A 12,451-nucleotide genomic window follows, 5' to 3' on the forward strand; every position below is an offset into this window, starting at 1 on the left:
GCGCCGCCGCACCTGCCCAAAACCCTTGAGTCTCCAGCCGGTGGAAGGGCGAGACTCCCTCCCATGAGCGATCCACACCCACAACTGCTGACCATCGGGCAACTCGCCCGGCGCACCGGTCTCGCCGTACGCACCATCCGCTACTGGTCGGACGTCGGCGCGCTCCCGCCCGCAGGCCGGTCCGAGGCCGGCTACCGGCTGTACGACGCGGAGTCGGTGGCCCGCCTGGAACTCGTTCGGACCCTGCGGGAGCTCGGCATCGGGCTCGGGGACATCCACCGGGTCCTCAGCGGGGACAGCACCGTCGCGGAGGTCGCGGCCACGCATGTGGCGGCGCTGGACGCCCGGATCCGCGCTCTCAAGGTGAGCCGGGCCGTGCTGTCCACCGTGGCGAAGCGCGGTTCCACGGCGGAGGAGACAGCACTGATGAACAAACTGGCCCGGCTGTCCGCCGCCGAGCGTCGGCAGATCATCGACGATTTCACCGCCGAGGTGTTCGAGGGACTGGCCGTCGCGTCGCGCACCAGCGGGCGCATGCGGGCCCGTCCGATCGAGCTGCCCGAAGATCCCGCACCTGAGCAGGTGGACGCCTGGATCGAACTGGCCGAGCTGGTTCAGGACCCGGATTTCCGCTCGCGGATGCGCACGCTGATGACGCTCACCGCGGCAGGGCCGGGAGAGAAACCCCCGCCAGGCGCCTCCGTCTGGTTCACAGGCCATGCCGTACAGGTGGCGGGGGCGGCCCGCTCCCGCGGGGTGGACCCGCTCGGCCCGGACGCGGCCGCCGTACTGGCCGACCTCTTCGGGGAGGCCGACCGGGCCGCCGTACTGCGGAGTCTCCGGGCCGGCATGCGCGCCGAAGCGCAGAGGTACCGGCGGCTCGTGGCAATCGTCCGAGGACACCAGCCGCAGCCTGCTCACACGGAGGAACTCCACTGGCTGGAACGCGCTCTGCAGGCCGAGCTGCAGCAGGCCCCCTGACCTACCGCGCCCGCGCGCACCGGTCACCCGACCACCACACACCGCCCGATCGTGCCAGTCGGCCTCACTGTGGAGGCAGGACCGACGACCACTCCCATGGCGGTGTGCCGCCGCTCGGCTGCCCGGCCGCGAGGTGGCGGGGTCAGAAGTGATCAGGATTGTCATTACGGGCTTGGCCCCGCTCGCGGCGCCCTCGTCGGGCGGACCGCACATCGGCCGTCCACCGCCCCCCTGGCGCCCCGGCTGATGTCCTGCGGCGCTCTACGGCAGATGCCAGACTTGAAGCACTGCGCCTGGCCGCCGGCCGGGGCCCCGCCGCCGAGGGGGAGCACATGACCTGGGCCTCCTGGACCACCATCGGAATCCACGCACGCCGCGGTGCGGTGCGCACGGCGGAAGCCGGCGTGATCGAGGGCGACCTGACCATCCACACCACCTGGTCCGAAGACGAGGCGCACGTCGCGGTGCAGTACACAGGCGCCACGGAGTGGTACACCATGGCCGGCAGCCCCGTGCCCTGCCATTCCGAGGAAGCCAGCCGCAACTTCCATCAAGCCGTCGTCGAAGCCGTACGGGGCGAGGAAGACGACGCGCCTTCTCTGAGCGACCTCTTCCACCAGTAGGGCCGCGGCCGGGCGGCGGCGTCCCGGCCGGGCACAGCTCGCGGCGCATTCGCTCGTGACGCGTGACGCGTGACGCGGCACGCGTCGGCTCTCGACTCGCGCTCTCAGCGGGGAGCCGCGAAAATGGCCGTCCACCACGGGCCCTGCCGACCGCCCTGGACGCCCACACCCGCGTCCCGGAAGGCGCAGGTGACCAGGATCGTGTGGTGCTTGTGGCTCTCCCGCCAAGCCCGGACCACCGCCGCGGGGCCTCGCTGTCCCCGCGCGATGTTCTCGCCCGCCCGGCTCCACCGATACCCCTGGCCGGTGAGCCGACTGCCCGGATCGGTGCCGGCGCTGCCGGTGTGGGAGAGCGACTGGGCCTCGGCCATGTCGTCGCTGTGACTCCGGGCGGCTCTCGACAGTTCGGGCTTCTTTCGCACCGGCGGGCAGTCGGCCTTCGCCCGCACCCTGTTGATCAGTCGCAGCACGCGGTCCGGCGCGCCGCGGAGCGCGGCCGGTCCTCGCCGCTGCCCGTTTCCGGCGTGCGAGCCGACGGCGGGCGGCCGGCGGTCCGGGCGGTGCTGTGGCCGCCAGACCTCCTGCCACACCGAGGCGAGAGCCGGTGGCCGGTCCCGGTACGTCACCGGTGGAGGCGCCGCGAGGAGCGAGCCCTGGCGGGAGTGGTGGAGTGGAGCGGCGCGGCTCGCGGGCTGGTCGACGCTCCCTCCCGCCCCGGTCAGCGCCGCCGCCGTCAAGACGATCGCCGCGGCCCGCAGGCCGAAGCTCCCCCGTCGTCCCGACCCGCTCCCCTTGGGCACTCCCGCTCCTTCATGCCGTGTCGTGTGAATGGCTGCTGCCTACCCGTGCGACACCGAGGTCCTTCCGGGCGGCTCCGCATGTCATCCGAAAAAGTGAAGGGATGACGGGTAAACCGGGACAGTGGAAGGTACGGGAGGCTCCCTGAGGGCAGCGCTACGGAGTGCCGTCGCCGCCGGCTCACACACCCCCGGTCGATTGATGCTCAACTCCAGTTCAAATCAAGCAACTTGGTGACGACGGTCCTCGGTTCCCCTCGTCCTTCGACCGGCGCGCGAGTTCACCTCGCGCTCGCTCGGGCATCGCCTATTGGATGCCGGGCCGTCATGACACGGTCCCAGGCTCACGCTGTTCGCCATGTCCCCGACACACAGGAGCGCTCCGTGGCCAGGTACCGTCCCGTCCCTGCACTCGCAGTCGCGCTGGGCACAACCCTCGTGGCACTCGCCGCCGCGACCGGCCCCGCCGACGCGAACTCCGGCACCGGCGCCGCACTGCCCGCCGTCACACCGAAGGCACAGACGCCCGCATTATTCGACGACGAGGCGGGCGGCAACGCCAACGCCGACGACCCCGCGATCTGGCGCAACACCGCCGACCCGGACCGCAGCCTGGTGATCGCCACGGCCAAGGAGGGCGGGCTTCGGGTGTACGACCTGGACGCGCGGCAGGTGCAGTCCCTTCCCGCTCCCGCCGCCCCCGGCCCGGACGACGCTCCCGGCCGGTTCAACAACGTCGATCTGATCTCGCGGATGCAACTCCCCTCGGGGCGGGCCGACATCGCCGTGGCCAGCGACCGCGGCCACGACAAGCTGCGCATCTACCGCATCGACCGCGACCGTCCCGGTGGTCCGCTGACCGATATCACCGACCCCGCCGCGCCGGCCGTCTTCTCCTCCGGCCAGGACGAGATCAACGAGCAGCGGACGGCCTACGGACTCGCCACGTGGACCGATCCGGCGACCGGCCGTTCCTACGCGCTGGTCAGCCGCCGCAATCGCACCGGCGTCGCCCTGCTGGAACTCACCGCCACCCCGCGCGGCACCGTCGGCTACCGGACGGTGCGCACCCTGGACCTGCCGTCGTCATTCCGGTTGCCCAACGGCTCCTCGTGGACACCCTGCGCGGAACCCGGCGAACTTCCGCAGGTCGAGGGCATGGTCGTCGACCCGGCCGACGGGATGCTCTACGCCGGTCAGGAAGACGTCGGCATCTGGCGGGTTCGCGCCGACCTGACCGGCGCGCCGCAGCTGCTCGACAAGGTCCGCGAGTACGGCATCCCGGGTGTCTACGACGAAGAGACCGACGAGTGCACGGCCGGCGCCGACCCCGGTTACGGGGGCTCGCACCTGGCAGCCGACGTCGAGGGGCTGACGCTGCTCACCGAGGCCGACGGCGACGGATACGTCCTGGCGTCCAGCCAGGGGGACAACACCTTCGCCCTCTACGACCGCGACGTCGCGGACCGCAACGAGTACGAGGGCGGCTTCCGGGTGACCGCATCGGGCGCTGTGGACGGTTCGGAGGAATGCGACGGCGCGGCGGTGCTCAACGCCCCGCTCGGCAGGAAGTACCCGCACGGGCTGCTCGTCGTCCAGGACGGCCACGTCACCCCCGCGGAGGGCGAGCGCGAGGCCACCGGCTTCAAGTTCGTGGACCTCGGCAAGGTCATGGACGGCGTCGACGACTGAGTCCGGTTGAACCGTCCCCAGAGGCGTCCTCCTCCGGTGGACCCGTGCCGGCGCAGCGGCTGCGGTCCACCGGAGATTCCGGGCCGGGACACTCAGGTTTCGGCGAGGAGTCCGTCGCGCAGCTGATTGCAGGCGCGGCTCAGCAGCCGCGAAACATGCATCTGCGAGATACCGAGTTCGTCACCGATCTCGGACTGTGTCATTTCCGCTCCGAACCGCAGCTGAAGCAGGGTCCTGGCACGGTCGTCGAGCTTTTCGATGAGCGGCTTGAGCGCCTGGACGTCCTCGGCACGGGCGAGCGCGGGGTCTTCCTTGCCGATCAGGTCGGCGACAAGTCCGCTCTGCTGCTTGCCACCGCCGCCTGCTTCGATGGGCCGGTCGATCGAGTCGGCGCTGTAGCCGTTGCAGGCGACGAGTCCCTCGATCACCTCTTCCTGCCCGAGGTCCAGGTGCTCGGCGAGTTCGGCGACACTCGGGTCGTGGATGCCCTGCGCTTCCAGGTCTTCCCGGGCGCGGGCGAGATCGACGCGCAGTTCCTGCAGTCGGCGGGGAACATGCACCGACCAGGTGGTGTCGCGGAAGAAGCGCTTGATCTCGCCGACGATGTAGGGCACGGCGAACGTGGTGAACTCGTTCTCCAGCGCGATGTCGAACCGGTCGATGGCCTTGATCAGACCGATCGTGCCGACCTGCACGATGTCTTCCATTTCCTGCCCACGGCTGCGGAAGCGGCTCGCCGCGTAGCGCACCAGCGACAGGTTCATCTCGATGAGGGTGTTGCGGACGTACTGATACTCGGCGGTGCCTTCCTCCAGCAGCGCCAAGCGGTCGAAGAACATTTTCGAGAGCCGGCGGGCGTCGCGCGGAGCGACGCGGCGGGCCTCCTCAACCGGCGGCAGAGGGGTCTCCAAGCGGGCGTCCGGGGCGACCTCCGCCCGGTCGGCCGTCGGCAGATCCTGCACCGCTGCGGTCTCCATGTCCTGCTCCTCTCCCCTGGCCGGAACGTTATGCGTCGTCTACCCACTGGTCATGCGAAAAACCTCTCACCCGTGGCCCGTTGAGTTCCCTCCCGCCCCTCGGCATTCCCTGACGCGTACCGAACCACTTTCCGGCCATGTGAATGACCAGGGCGTGCGGATGAGTGAATGCAACGCTCCTGCGGGTGACGTCCCGGCGCAGGCAACGGCGCGCGGTGAGCAGCAGCCGTTGGAGTGAGCCGGTGAGCCGCAGTCCGCCGACCGCGGACCGGGGTTCGTATGTCCGTCGTTCCTGACCGAGTTCCTGGAGGCTTCGTGTTCGTACGCTCCCGACGCCGCGCCGCAATGCTGACCGCCGTGACCGCTGCTGCCCTCGGAGTCGGCGCCTTCACCTTCGCCCCGCCCAGCGGTCCGGCCCACGCGAGACCGGAGAGCAGGAACACGAAGAAGGTCGAGTGGATCGCGGTCAAGAAGGTCCACACCCAGCCTCAGCACCCGCGGGCCGGGGACAACTGGACCCTCTACTTCGACCTGCACCAGAGCCGCAACGGTAAGCCGGGGCGCACCGTCGGGGACGGCAGCGCGCAGTGCAGTGCGGTCCAGGTGACGCCCCAGGGCGCCATCGCTCAGTGCCAGTACGTCCTGCGCAGTGATCACGGCACTCTGGCCCTGACCTCGCTGATGGACCGCTTCGGCCCGGGCCCGCACACCGCGGGAGCGCCGGTCCGTGGGGGGACGCGCGCGTACGCCGAGGCCGAGGGCGACGCGGTGGTCACCATGCACCACGAGCGCATCACCTTCCGCGTCCGCCTCGACGACTGACGAAGCCCCGCGCCTCCGGCCGCCGCATGCCACGCGGAGCCGCTCGTTCAGCGATGCGCGGGACGCCCGGCAACGCGGCGACCGGGAGGAGGCGGGCGTTGTCTGCCGGTGGGCCGACGCGGCGTACGGGTTGAGCGGGTGTGGGACGACGAGGCTTCTCAGCCGCGCGTCCAGGCCGAAAGGGCCGCCGCGAGGATCGTCACCACCGCGAGGCCGACGACCGCCGCGCGGACCGCGCCGCCCGTCGCCGTGCGCACCGACGACGGACGATCCGCTGCCCGCCCCCAGGGAGATGGGCCGTAGTGCGGGGTGTCCAGCCAGTACGCCCCCAGCAACTCGGCGTGCGAGAGCGGCTCGTCATGCTTCATCTCAAAAGGGTCCATATCACCGCCAACGAGAGACGCCGTTTTCGGCAACGAGACACGCGCGCACCGCAACCTGATCGTCATCGACACCGCACGCGTGCTGCGTGCCGCGCCAACGGCAGCCCGTGCGACCCGGACGTCCCTCTAGATGGTGCAGACGGTGAACAGGCCGCCGTCGGGGTCGCGGATGACCGTGCGGGCACGGCAGGTGCTGCAGTGCGGTCCAGGTGACGCCCCAGGGCGCCATCGCTCAGTGCCAGTACGTCCTGCGCAGTGATCACGGCACTCTGGCCCTGACCTCGCTGATGGACCGCTTCGGCCCGGGCCCGCACACCGCGGGAGCGCCGGTCCGTGGGGGGACGCGCGCGTACGCCGAGGCCGAGGGCGACGCGGTGGTCACCATGCACCACGAGCGCATCACCTTCCGCGTCCGCCTCGACGACTGACGAAGCCCCGCGCCTCCGGCCGCCGCATGCCACGCGGAGCCGCTCGTTCAGCGATGCGCGGGACGCCCGGCAACGCGGCGACCGGGAGGAGGCGGGCGTTGTCTGCCGGTGGGCCGACGCGGCGTACGGGTTGAGCGGGTGTGGGACGACGAGGCTTCTCAGCCGCGCGTCCAGGCCGAAAGGGCCGCCGCGAGGATCGTCACCACCGCGAGGCCGACGACCGCCGCGCGGACCGCGCCGCCCGTCGCCGTGCGCACCGACGACGGACGATCCGCTGCCCGCCCCCAGGGAGATGGGCCGTAGTGCGGGGTGTCCAGCCAGTACGCCCCCAGCAACTCGGCGTGCGAGAGCGGCTCGTCATGCTTCATCTCAAAAGGGTCCATATCACCGCCAACGAGAGACGCCGTTTTCGGCAACGAGACACGCGCGCACCGCAACCTGATCGTCATCGACACCGCACGCGTGCTGCGTGCCGCGCCAACGGCAGCCCGTGCGACCCGGACGTCCCTCTAGATGGTGCAGACGGTGAACAGGCCGCCGTCGGGGTCGCGGATGACCGTGCGGGCACGGCAGGTGCTGCTGTCGGTCGCCGGCAGTGGTGTGACGGTGCCCCCGGCGTCGACTGCGGCCGCGGTGGCCTGTGCGAGATCGTCGACGGGGAAATGAACGCTCCACCGGGGCCGGACCTTGGGGTCCGGGTCGGCGGCGATGCCTCCGCCGCGCAGGACGGCGACGGTACGCGCGCCGTCACGCACGACGACCCGGCCGTCCTCCTGGATCGCGGTGCAGGTGCCCGGCTGTTCCGAGGAGGACCAGTCGAACACCTCACCGTAGAAAGTGGCGGCGTCGGACTCGGCACGCGTCCGCAACTCGACCATGGCCGGGGCCTTGCCCTGTCCGACCGACCACGGCAGCACCTCGCCTTCCCAGAATCCGAAGACCGCGCCGTCACGGTCCGCGGCGAGCCCCGCACGGCCCTTGCCGAGGGCGAGCGGCCCCACCGCCATGGTGGCGCCTCGCTCGCGGATACGGTCCGCGGTGTCGTCCGCGCTCTCCACGGCGAAGTACGGCGTCCAGGCAACCGGCACCTGAAGGCTCTGGGCGAGGGCACCGATTCCGGCGACCGGCTGCCCGTCGAGCAGCGCGACGGAGAACTCCTCCCCCAGGCTTCCGGGCCGGTAGCTCCAGCCGAGGACCGCCGCGTAGAACTCCTGGGTCGCCCGCAGGTCGCGGGCGACAAGGTTCGCCCAGCACGGTGCACCGCGGGCCGGCGTGCTGTGCGCTGTTTCCGACATGGCTTCCTTCCCACTCGATTCGGCCGCTCCCCGGCGAGAGTGCCCCGGTGTACGCAGTGCAATCCCGGAGGGGACCAAAGGTGTTGGCGCCGGTCCGAAAGACCGGCGCCAACACCATGGCGACGTCATGCGGCCCAGGTCAGCTCGGCGCGGCCGAACAGCAGGGCGTAGCCGCGCGGAAGCCGGCTCAGGATGCGGGTGACGAGGTCGTCGCCGACGACGTTGCCGATGACGGTGAGGACGGAGCCGATGTGCCAGCGCGCGGTGGCGGGTGTCGCTCCCGGCAGGCGTGCGGCGACCGCGGCGGCGAAGCCCGGCGCGTCGAGCGGCTGCTCCAGCGGGATCTCGTCCGCGATGGTGCGGGCGGCCTCCTCGGGGAGGCTCCGGGCCAACGCGACGCGCTCCTCGCCCGTGACGTGTGCCCCGAGGGTGGCGAGTACCGCGCGTGTCACCTCCTCGGCCTCGGCGTCGGTCTCGTACCCGCCTGCCACCGCTACGGCGACGAGCAGTTCCCTGAACGTCATGTCCTTCTTCCCCTCCCTGCGCGGCTGGGCGAGCCGGCGCACGGTACGCATTTGTCTCCGGTACGCGGTTGTTCCTGTACTGAGTTCTCATGGGCCGGCTTCTCGGTATCCGGCGCCACCGTGTCAGCTGCTGATCTGCCGGCGGGCGTCGCCGTTCGCGATCCGGATCTTGCGCGGCTTGGCCTGTTCGGCGACGGGGATGCGCAGCGTCAGGACGCCGTGCCCGTAGGACGCTTCGATGCGCTCGGTGTCCAGGGATTCGCCGAGGAAGAGCTGCCTGGCGGCGGTGCCCGCGGGGCGTTCCGCTGCGACGAGTTCGGCGCCCTCGGGAGCGGTCCTACGGCGCTCGGCGCGGACGGTCAGGACGTTCCGCTCGACATCGAGGTCGATGGACTCCGGGTCGGCCCCGGGGAGGTCGAAGTGGACGACGTAGGCGTCGCCGGAGCGGTACGCGTCCATCGGCATGGGCGCCGGCTTCGCCGTGGAGCGGGCCGCTCCCTGCGGGTCCGAGTGGTCGAACTCCTCAAACAGGCGGGTACGCATGAGCATCACTGTCTTCTCCTTCGGTATCTGGTGCGATGCCCGACGAATATTTATATAGCCCACTCGACATAAGTTGACAAGCTGACGCTCAAGTTGGGTGTGTGCCGACCGCCCGACACGCCGCAGGCGCCGCGGGCGACCCTCCTCGCAGCGCCTGTCCGGCTCGCTCGCTGATGCCGGTCGATTCAGTTGATGTCGCAACCGATGCCGTCGCCGTCCCGATCGAGCCGGTGCGGGTCGTCGTCGCCGACCCACACGGGCCCGTCGAGGTCGGCGCAGTCGACGTCAGGGACACCGGCGGGCGGGCCCGGGGGGTACAGCTTGCTGTTCTCCTCGTTCGGTGTCTGCTCCGGGCCGGGACTCGAGTCGCCCAGCTCCTCCACGTCGGCGCTGGTGATGACTCCGCCGCTGACGGTGTAAGTACCTGCGTAGTGACGCACGGCCCCGTCCGTCTGGAGCGCGTCGAGCGTTACCGAGACGGTGTTGCCGGTGACGTCGACGATGCCGACGCTGTCCCGGGCCGTATCCGCGAAACCCGCCTCGAAGGACTCGTAGGAGCCGCCGAGGTTCTTGCCGCCCAGCTCCCACGCCCGGCGGAAGTCGTGCGCGTTGACGGCCGCGAAATACGCCTTGACGGTGGATTCGGCGTCAGCAGGCGGCTTGGCGGCCGGTTTCGACGGTGCGGGCGGGGCCGTGCGCGATGCGGGAGGAGGATTCGACTCCGGCTTCGTGGGCGTCGGGGGCTCGGTGACGGTCTGCGTACTGGTGACCGTCGCCCCTTCCTGCGCTGCTCCGCCACCTGAGGCACAGCCGCAGAGACCGGCCAACGCCAGCGTCCCGGCCAGAAGCAGGGCGGAGCTTGCGGGGAGTATCCGGCTCATCGGTCACCTCACGGTGCTGATCGCGCTCTGGCCTCAGTGTGCGCCGCCCGCCACGGGAGCGCCCGTGGATCATCCTCGGCACCTCCGCCCGCGCGCTTCGGGCCCTCTGCGCAGGACACGGCTCCGACACGCCTTCAACGGTTCGACGCGCCCGGCGGACCGTGGAGCAGGCGTGACGTCCGATTGTCTGTGGCGCGGGCGCCCAGGGGCACGCCTGCACGCCACCGGACGAACCCAACTGCGGGCAGCAGCATTCGATTTGCGAGTCGAGGCTCCCCTGACGACGCGACCTGACTGGGTATCACCCACAGCTGCCTGGCGCGCGTACGCCCTCGGGTCGGCACCAGACCCCGGGCCGCGGTGTGCACCATCGCTGCGACACCCTCGCCGAGCGGTGCGAGTGAGCACGGCACGGCCCGTCATGGTCGGCGACGCGTCGTGCTCCAGGCGGCGGATCCCGGCGGGCCAGGTCCTCGCTCCGGCGGAAAACTGGACCGGAAGCCGGAGCCCTCGTCCGCCAGGTCCGGGCCCGCATCCAGGAAGGGGCGATGACCCATGACAACGCCGCACGAAGGCGAGCCCGAGGGTGGCCACGGCCCCACACCGGGCGGCGAGCAGACCGGGGCCTCGAACCGCGGCCCGGCCGGGGCGGACACCCCGGGCGCCCCCGGCGCTTCGACGACGGCCGGCGAATCCGCCCCCGAGAGCCCCACCGCCCTGCGCAAGAGCTCATGGAAGGACGCTCTCAAGCGCACCCTGCGGGAGTTCCAGGCCGACAACCTCAGCGACTGGGGGGCCGCACTCACCTACTACGGCGTGCTGGCGATCTTCCCCGCCCTGCTGGCCCTGGTGTCCATCCTGGGCCTGCTCGGCAGCTCGACGATCAAACCGCTCATCGACAACCTCGGCAGCTTGGCCCCGGGGTCCGTCCGGGACGTCCTCACGAGCATGCTGGAGCAGATGGAGAACAGCCAGGGCGCGGCAAGCCTCGCCCTGGTCGTGGGCATCGTCATCGCCCTGTGGTCCGCGTCGGGGTACGTCGCGGCGTTCATGAGGGCCTCCAATGTCATCTACGACATCGGCGAGGGCCGGCCGGTGTGGAAGACCTTGCCGGTACGCCTGGGGATCACCGTCGTCGTGGTGGTACTGCTGGCTCTCACGGCGATCGGGGTGGTGTTCACCGGACCTCTCGCCCGGAAGATGGGGCAGGTCCTCGGGCTGGGCGACACGGCGCTGACGGTGTGGAACTTCGCCAAGTGGCCGGTGCTCGTCGTTCTGGTCTCCCTGATCTTCGCGGTGCTGTACTGGGCCGCTCCGAACGTGAGGCGAAAGTTCCGCTGGGTGACCCCGGGCGGCCTCCTGGCGGTGGTGATCTGGATCGTCGCCTCCGCACTGTTCGGCCTGTACGTGGCCAACTTCAGCAGCTACGACAAGACGTACGGCAGCTTCGCGGCGGTGATCATCTTCCTGGTCTGGCTGTGGATCTCCAACATCGCGATCCTGCTGGGCCTGGAGTTCAACTCGGAGCTCGAACGGTCCAGGGCCATCGAGGGCGGCCTCCCGCCGGAGGACGAGCCCTACGTCGAACCGCGCGACACGCGCAAGCTCTGACGCGGGCGCAGCCCAGGACTGGCCGGCCCGCGCCTACCTCGATCAGAGGGCGTAGAGCACGGCGTAGCCCATGAAGAATGCCGCACAGAGGATGACGACGATGCCGATGATGATGGCGGGGCCTTTGGCCCAGCCCCGTGAGAGGTCGTCGCGAGGTCCGGTTTCCGTACCCGTGCTGCCCTCACCGGGCGGGGTCTCCCCCGGAGGCACCAGGCCACCGGGGTCCAGGCCGGGAGTGCGACGAGGCTCCGGATCCGGTTCTTGCGTGTCCATATGTCGAGCTTGCCCGATAACAGCCGATTCGGCAGCGAACGACGCCGGATCATCACCCCGGCCGCCCGGCACGCCACACCACCGACCAGCAAGGCGGCACCGGCCCCCGAAGGCCCCCGGCGCTGCCTGCGATGGCCGCCCGAACCTGCCGTGAGCTGCGACTTCGACGGCGACGCGAGCCGCAGCACCCACCTCCGCAGCCATGGAGCGGCAGATAACCTCACTCCCGAGCCCGGGAAAATCTGCCGTGGTGAAGGTAGACATGGAAAATCGACGCGGCTAGGGTTTCTCGGGTAGCCGACGAAGTCAGCGATATGCGGCGGAGACGAACCGCCGCGAGGTAACGCGGCACGGCAGTGGAGTGGTGGGGCCGGAAGCGCGTGATGGTCCCACGGCTGATTGCCGGGCCGGGCGGCCGCAGGGCCGCCACCCGCAGAATCACCGCACAGAGCAAGAAGTCCGACCGAGGAATTGAGAGAGGAGTCGACACCATCAGGATGGCCCGAGCAAGGCCCAGGCCGCTCGGGAACCGCAGGCCCCGGAATGGAAGGTGGTCCCCGGTCAAGCATTCACGATCCCCGCATCTCCCACCTCCCGGACGGAGACGCGGAAACAGAAGGT

At 70.6% G+C, this 12,451-nt stretch carries 15 protein-coding genes; 6 read left to right on the forward strand and 9 right to left on the reverse strand.

The genetic code is table 11. The features are described from left to right. Positions 1 to 63 precede the first annotated feature (63 nt). Together ACGFZW_RS33205 and ACGFZW_RS33210 are read left to right on the forward strand one after the other, a co-directional pair. On the forward strand, positions 64 to 981 hold the full coding sequence (locus ACGFZW_RS33205; RefSeq protein WP_393897015.1) for a MerR family transcriptional regulator: 918 nt from the start codon (positions 64 to 66) through the stop codon (positions 979 to 981). A gap of 332 nt (positions 982 to 1,313) precedes the next feature. Further along, a complete protein-coding gene (locus ACGFZW_RS33210) occupies positions 1,314 to 1,604 on the forward strand; it encodes a hypothetical protein (protein ID WP_393897016.1) in 291 nt (96 codons plus the stop codon). Between the two features lie 104 nt (positions 1,605 to 1,708). Here ACGFZW_RS33210 and ACGFZW_RS33215 read toward each other — a convergent pair whose 3' ends face one another. After that, positions 1,709 to 2,404, reverse strand: a complete 696-nt coding sequence (locus tag ACGFZW_RS33215; RefSeq protein ID WP_393897017.1) for a CAP domain-containing protein — start codon at positions 2,402 to 2,404, stop codon at positions 1,709 to 1,711. Between the two features lie 381 nt (positions 2,405 to 2,785). Here ACGFZW_RS33215 and ACGFZW_RS33220 point away from each other — a divergent pair, with 381 nt between their 5' ends. Continuing rightward, positions 2,786 to 4,093: a phytase gene (locus ACGFZW_RS33220; protein ID WP_393897018.1), complete on the forward strand. Its 1,308-nt coding sequence runs from the start codon at positions 2,786 to 2,788 to the stop codon at positions 4,091 to 4,093. Positions 4,094 to 4,185: 92 nt separating this feature from the next. Here the strand turns inward: ACGFZW_RS33220 and ACGFZW_RS33225 are convergent, their stop codons facing one another. Next, a complete protein-coding gene (locus ACGFZW_RS33225; protein WP_393897019.1) occupies positions 4,186 to 5,070 on the reverse strand; it encodes a SigB/SigF/SigG family RNA polymerase sigma factor in 885 nt (294 codons plus the stop codon). 357 nt (positions 5,071 to 5,427) lie between these two features. Between ACGFZW_RS33225 and ACGFZW_RS33230 the strand changes: the two genes are divergently transcribed. Continuing rightward, a complete protein-coding gene (locus ACGFZW_RS33230; RefSeq protein ID WP_393897020.1) occupies positions 5,428 to 5,892 on the forward strand; it encodes a hypothetical protein in 465 nt (154 codons plus the stop codon). A 158-nt stretch (positions 5,893 to 6,050) separates the two neighbouring features. Here ACGFZW_RS33230 and ACGFZW_RS33235 read toward each other — a convergent pair whose 3' ends face one another. Then, complete coding sequence (locus tag ACGFZW_RS33235; protein WP_393897021.1) at positions 6,051 to 6,260, reverse strand: hypothetical protein; 210 nt, start codon at positions 6,258 to 6,260, stop codon at positions 6,051 to 6,053. Positions 6,261 to 6,484: 224 nt separating this feature from the next. On the opposite strand from ACGFZW_RS33235, the gene ACGFZW_RS33240 reads away from it, so the two are divergent. Then, a complete protein-coding gene (locus ACGFZW_RS33240) occupies positions 6,485 to 6,703 on the forward strand; it encodes a hypothetical protein (RefSeq protein ID WP_393897022.1) in 219 nt (72 codons plus the stop codon). Positions 6,704 to 6,861: 158 nt separating this feature from the next. Here the strand turns inward: ACGFZW_RS33240 and ACGFZW_RS33245 are convergent, their stop codons facing one another. The 5 genes from ACGFZW_RS33245 to ACGFZW_RS33265 all read right to left on the reverse strand — a co-directional run bounded on the left by ACGFZW_RS33245 (position 6,862) and on the right by ACGFZW_RS33265 (position 9,946). Further along, a complete protein-coding gene (locus ACGFZW_RS33245) occupies positions 6,862 to 7,071 on the reverse strand; it encodes a hypothetical protein (protein ID WP_393897021.1) in 210 nt (69 codons plus the stop codon). Positions 7,072 to 7,212: 141 nt separating this feature from the next. Further along, the gene (locus tag ACGFZW_RS33250) at positions 7,213 to 7,998 is read right to left on the reverse strand and encodes a VOC family protein (protein WP_393897023.1); all 786 of its coding nucleotides are present in this window, start codon (positions 7,996 to 7,998) and stop codon (positions 7,213 to 7,215) included. A gap of 125 nt (positions 7,999 to 8,123) precedes the next feature. Then, complete coding sequence (locus ACGFZW_RS33255) at positions 8,124 to 8,573, reverse strand: DUF2267 domain-containing protein (protein WP_393897024.1); 450 nt, start codon at positions 8,571 to 8,573, stop codon at positions 8,124 to 8,126. A gap of 72 nt (positions 8,574 to 8,645) precedes the next feature. Next, positions 8,646 to 9,071: an Hsp20/alpha crystallin family protein gene (locus tag ACGFZW_RS33260; RefSeq protein ID WP_393897025.1), complete on the reverse strand. Its 426-nt coding sequence runs from the start codon at positions 9,069 to 9,071 to the stop codon at positions 8,646 to 8,648. A gap of 179 nt (positions 9,072 to 9,250) precedes the next feature. After that, entirely contained in the window at positions 9,251 to 9,946 is a 696-nt protein-coding gene (locus ACGFZW_RS33265) for a hypothetical protein (protein ID WP_393897026.1), read from the reverse strand. Positions 9,947 to 10,501: 555 nt separating this feature from the next. Between ACGFZW_RS33265 and ACGFZW_RS33270 the strand changes: the two genes are divergently transcribed. Then, positions 10,502 to 11,557: a YhjD/YihY/BrkB family envelope integrity protein gene (locus tag ACGFZW_RS33270; protein WP_393897027.1), complete on the forward strand. Its 1,056-nt coding sequence runs from the start codon at positions 10,502 to 10,504 to the stop codon at positions 11,555 to 11,557. A gap of 42 nt (positions 11,558 to 11,599) precedes the next feature. On the opposite strand, the gene ACGFZW_RS33275 is transcribed toward ACGFZW_RS33270, so the two are convergent. Beyond that, a complete protein-coding gene (locus tag ACGFZW_RS33275; protein WP_393897028.1) occupies positions 11,600 to 11,830 on the reverse strand; it encodes a DUF6480 family protein in 231 nt (76 codons plus the stop codon). Positions 11,831 to 12,451 lie beyond the last annotated feature (621 nt).

Source organism: Streptomyces sp. NPDC048248 (genome assembly GCF_043201875.1).
GTDB lineage: Bacteria > Actinomycetota > Actinomycetes > Streptomycetales > Streptomycetaceae > Streptomyces.

What these genes read in the sequence shown, in the direction of transcription:
- ACGFZW_RS33225 (WP_393897019.1), bottom strand. Translation starts at nt 5,070, where the DNA reads ATGGAGACCGCAGCGGTGCAGGATCTGCCGACGGCCGACCGGGCGGAG.
- ACGFZW_RS33260 (WP_393897025.1), bottom strand. Translation starts at nt 9,071, where the DNA reads ATGCTCATGCGTACCCGCCTGTTTGAGGAGTTCGACCACTCGGACCCG.
- ACGFZW_RS33265 (WP_393897026.1), bottom strand. Translation starts at nt 9,946, where the DNA reads ATGAGCCGGATACTCCCCGCAAGCTCCGCCCTGCTTCTGGCCGGGACG.
- ACGFZW_RS33245 (WP_393897021.1), bottom strand. Translation starts at nt 7,071, where the DNA reads ATGAAGCATGACGAGCCGCTCTCGCACGCCGAGTTGCTGGGGGCGTAC.
- ACGFZW_RS33250 (WP_393897023.1), bottom strand. Translation starts at nt 7,998, where the DNA reads ATGTCGGAAACAGCGCACAGCACGCCGGCCCGCGGTGCACCGTGCTGG.
- ACGFZW_RS33255 (WP_393897024.1), bottom strand. Translation starts at nt 8,573, where the DNA reads ATGCGTACCGTGCGCCGGCTCGCCCAGCCGCGCAGGGAGGGGAAGAAG.
- ACGFZW_RS33275 (WP_393897028.1), bottom strand. Translation starts at nt 11,830, where the DNA reads ATGGACACGCAAGAACCGGATCCGGAGCCTCGTCGCACTCCCGGCCTG.
- ACGFZW_RS33235 (WP_393897021.1), bottom strand. Translation starts at nt 6,260, where the DNA reads ATGAAGCATGACGAGCCGCTCTCGCACGCCGAGTTGCTGGGGGCGTAC.
- ACGFZW_RS33205 (WP_393897015.1), top strand. Translation starts at nt 64, where the DNA reads ATGAGCGATCCACACCCACAACTGCTGACCATCGGGCAACTCGCCCGG.
- ACGFZW_RS33270 (WP_393897027.1), top strand. Translation starts at nt 10,502, where the DNA reads ATGACAACGCCGCACGAAGGCGAGCCCGAGGGTGGCCACGGCCCCACA.
- ACGFZW_RS33210 (WP_393897016.1), top strand. Translation starts at nt 1,314, where the DNA reads ATGACCTGGGCCTCCTGGACCACCATCGGAATCCACGCACGCCGCGGT.